4 protein-coding genes and 1 pseudogene are annotated in these 3,313 nt (G+C 71.7%); all 5 read right to left on the bottom strand.

The genetic code is table 11. The features are described 5' to 3' along the window. A pseudogene (locus tag E1193_RS30625) lies at nucleotides 1-558 on the bottom strand (hypothetical protein); the annotation flags it as partial. 7 nt (nucleotides 559-565) lie between these two features. Then, nucleotides 566-898 (bottom strand): small basic family protein, encoded by a 333-nt coding sequence (locus tag E1193_RS30630; RefSeq protein ID WP_067311500.1) that lies wholly within the window; start codon nucleotides 896-898, stop codon nucleotides 566-568. Next, nucleotides 895-1,842: a DUF881 domain-containing protein gene (locus E1193_RS30635; protein ID WP_132186611.1), complete on the bottom strand. Its 948-nt coding sequence runs from the start codon at nucleotides 1,840-1,842 to the stop codon at nucleotides 895-897. The genes E1193_RS30630 and E1193_RS30635 overlap by 4 nt, the downstream gene beginning before the upstream one ends. After that, nucleotides 1,839-2,480, bottom strand: a complete 642-nt coding sequence (locus tag E1193_RS30640) for a CDP-alcohol phosphatidyltransferase family protein (RefSeq protein ID WP_132186612.1) — start codon at nucleotides 2,478-2,480, stop codon at nucleotides 1,839-1,841. The genes E1193_RS30635 and E1193_RS30640 overlap by 4 nt, the downstream gene beginning before the upstream one ends. Nucleotides 2,481-2,784: 304 nt before the next feature. Continuing rightward, a complete protein-coding gene (locus E1193_RS30645; RefSeq protein WP_132186613.1) occupies nucleotides 2,785-3,252 on the bottom strand; it encodes a MarR family transcriptional regulator in 468 nt (155 codons plus the stop codon). Between the last annotated feature and the right edge of the window lie 61 nt (nucleotides 3,253-3,313).

Genomic DNA, 3,313 nt, shown 5'->3' on the forward strand with positions numbered 1-3,313 from the left:
ACAGGGCAACGTCCCCGCCAGGATCCCCAGCTCGTCCGCCCGCCGCCGCGCCTCCTCCAACGCCGCCTGCCGACCCTGCTCACCGGAGCGCAACTGCCGTTGACTCTCCTCCAGCGCCTCGATGTCCTGCTGCAGCCGCTTCTCCCGCGAATCCAGATCCGAGTAGATCCGGACCAGATCCTCCTGCCGGGTCGCCGCCAACGTCGGATCAGTCGACGTCGTCTTCAACTGCACCACCAGGGTGAACCCCAGCAACGCCAACAGCACCGCGATCATCACGCCCGCCGAACTGACCCGCCCGACCCCACCGAACCCAGTTGCCGCACCAGACGCCGGCTCGGAGTCCCGCTCCAGCACCGGGGCGGCCGGCGCCGCGTCCACCGCACCACCGTCACCGGCGCCCTCCTGCGATTCCTCCACCGGCGCCAACGGACTGATCTCATCCGGGTCCGGAGCCTCCGGCCTCGGATCCGGCTCACCCGCCGGCCCCGCCGGACGCCCCGGCGCCGCCGGCCCCGGCCACCCCGTCCCGGTCTCCCGCTGCTCGTCGTCCATCACCACAAACCTACGCCCGGAACAGGTGACGACGAATCGCCGCCACGTTGCCGAAGATCCGCACCCCCAACACGACCACCACGCCGGTGGACAGCTGACCACCCACCCCCAACTGGTCGCCCAGGTACACGATCAGACCCGCCACCAGCACGTTCGAGATGAACGACACCACGAACTGCTTGTCGTCGAAGATCCGGTCCAGCTTCGCCCGCACCCCACCGAACACCGCGTCCAACGCGGCCACCACCGCGATCGGCAGGTACGGCTGCAACGCGGCGGGCACGGTCGGATCCAAATAGATCCCGAGCACCACACCGGCGAGCAACGCCAGCACCGCGATCATCGGACACCTCCGGAAGGACTGGACGTACCCGGACCCGACGGCCCGGAACTGGACGAACGATTAACGGCAGTATCCGACGGCGACGAACCCGGACTGACCGACGGCTCCGCGTAGCGTAGCCGCGGCTCCGGCGCCGCCGGCAGGGTGAGACCCTCGGCCTCTCGCACCTCGAACGACAGGCCGGTCTGCTTCGCCACCCGACGCATCAGATACGCCGACCGGCTCTCCTCGAACCTGTCCCGCATCGACCCCGGCCCGATCGCCGACACCTCGTACGGACTCGTCACCGGCCGGAAGTCAACCAGGATCGCCGCACCCGCCGACCGGATCGTCGACGTCGCCGTCAACCGCTGCCCATTGACCGCCACCGCCTCCGCGCCCGCCGCCCACAGGTCGTTGGCCACCTTCTGCAGGTCCGAGTAGATAACCCGATCCGGACCCGCGTCCGAGTCACCGGTCACCGCGTCGCCCTCCTTCGGCGCCGCGTCGACCAGCCGCACCACCAGACCATCCCCGCGCACCCGCCCCAGCCCGGTGCCCGCCTCCAGGCTGCGCAACCGGGCCGCCTGCGAACCGCTCAGCGCCGCGTCCCGCTGCCGGTTCACCTCCTCCCGCAGCCGGTCCGCGCGGGCGGTCAACTCGTCGGTCTCCGCCTCCCGCTGCTTGATCTGCGCGATCAACCCGGCCCGCGCCTGGCTGCGGCTCGGCTCCTCGGCGAGGGCCTCCCGATACGCCACCGCGAACAGAAAACCCACCACCGCCACCACCAGGACGCTGACCGCACGCACGGTGGTCGCGCGCCACCCGGACGGAGACGGGAACTCCCGTCGCCGGGCCGCCGCGTCGGCGTACCCCGGGTCCAACGGGTTGCGGAACAACTCGGTGAGGAAGTCCGGGGTGAACGCGCGCGGCGGACGACCGCCGGAGTCCGGGCCGCCGCTCATGCCGCCGCTCCCCCGGACCGGGCGCGGGTCGCACGCACCAGCCGGCCTGCCTGGACCACGTACATCGCACCGGCTACCCAGTAGAGCACCAGCCCCCACCAGGCCAACCCCCAGCCGATCGCGGAGGCGGCCGTCGCCACCGTCGCCACCGAGGCGGCCAGCAACAGGAGCGGGAAGGCGGCAAGGAGCAGGAACGTCGCCGTCTTGCCCACGTAGTGCACCGGAGGCGGGCCGTACCCGTGCCGGCGCAGCACCGCCAGCGAGCCCAGCAACAGCAGCTCCCGGGCCAGCAACGCCGCGGTGAACTGCCACGGCACCACCTCGCGGGCGGTGAAGGCGAGCAACGTGGCGAGGATGTAAAGCCGGTCGGCGAACGGATCCAACAGCTCGCCGAGGCGGCTGACCTGGCCGAGTCGCCGGGCGATCCAGCCGTCCACCCAGTCGGTGGTGCCGCCGACCACGAGTACCACGACGGCTGCCACGTCGGCCTCCACCACCAGAAACAGGTAGAGAAACAGGGGCACCCCGAGCAGCCGGACGAAGCTGATCAGGTTCGGCAGGGTCAGCACCCGGTCACCGGCGCCCGCGATCCCGTCCGAGTCCTGAGGGTGCCCTGCCCGAACCGGCCGACGCGACACCGAACCTCCCTCCGCAGCACGCACCGGGTGCCCCGGCGGGACACCTCGGTGAGACGTGCGCGCTGACGGGCCGGCCACGCCGGCGCCTCGGCGATCCCGGGCGGGATCTCCCCCTGGTTGCCGGCGGCGGGCCAGTGGCCGTGGCCGGCGGGTTTGCGCAGCCACTATATCGGGCTCACGTCTTCGGTTCCGGGTTGCGTGTTTGCCCCGTGGTGGGTCGTGCGCCGTGGGGTGCGTCACCATCCGTAAAGCATCCTAGGACACTAGTGGCGTGACGTGATGGGTCGGCCATCGCGGCAGAGGATCAGGCGGTCCGGGCCGGCGCGTCGGTCGAAGTCGCGGTTCCCGCCTCGGCCGCCTGCGCGAAAGCCACCAGCGCCAGCAGCAACTCGTGCTGGGTCCGCTGCGGCATCCGGTCCAGCACCGCCTGCACCGCCCGGTGGCGACGCTCCTTCAGCTCCCGCAGCAGAGCCTCCGCCGCCGCGGTGGGCACCAGGCGGACCTCCCGCCGGTCGCGGGGATCGGCCACCCGGCGTAGCAGACCGGTTGCCTCCAGCCGGTCACAGAGCCGGCTCGCCGACGACGGTACGACGTCCAGCAACTCGGCCAGCCGGTTCACATTGGTCTCCGGCCGTTCGGTGATCAGGGAGAGCACCCGCAACTGGGTCGGCGAAACGGTCACGTGGTGCCGCGAGGTGGCCGACTCGAGCACCCCGATCAGGGCCTCGGCCGCCGCGTCGATCGCCGCCGCAAGATTCGGAGGTCGCTCCACCCGCTATGTCCCCTGCGATTGTCCGCTCGTACGTGGCCCGCCGTGTCACCGCCCGCCCGGC

The sequence above is a fragment of the Micromonospora sp. KC606 genome, assembly GCF_004348675.1.
Lineage (GTDB): Bacteria > Actinomycetota > Actinomycetes > Mycobacteriales > Micromonosporaceae > Micromonospora.

What these genes read in the sequence shown, in the direction of transcription:
- E1193_RS30630 (WP_067311500.1), bottom strand. Translation starts at nt 898, where the DNA reads ATGATCGCGGTGCTGGCGTTGCTCGCCGGTGTGGTGCTCGGGATCTAT.
- E1193_RS30635 (WP_132186611.1), bottom strand. Translation starts at nt 1,842, where the DNA reads ATGAGCGGCGGCCCGGACTCCGGCGGTCGTCCGCCGCGCGCGTTCACC.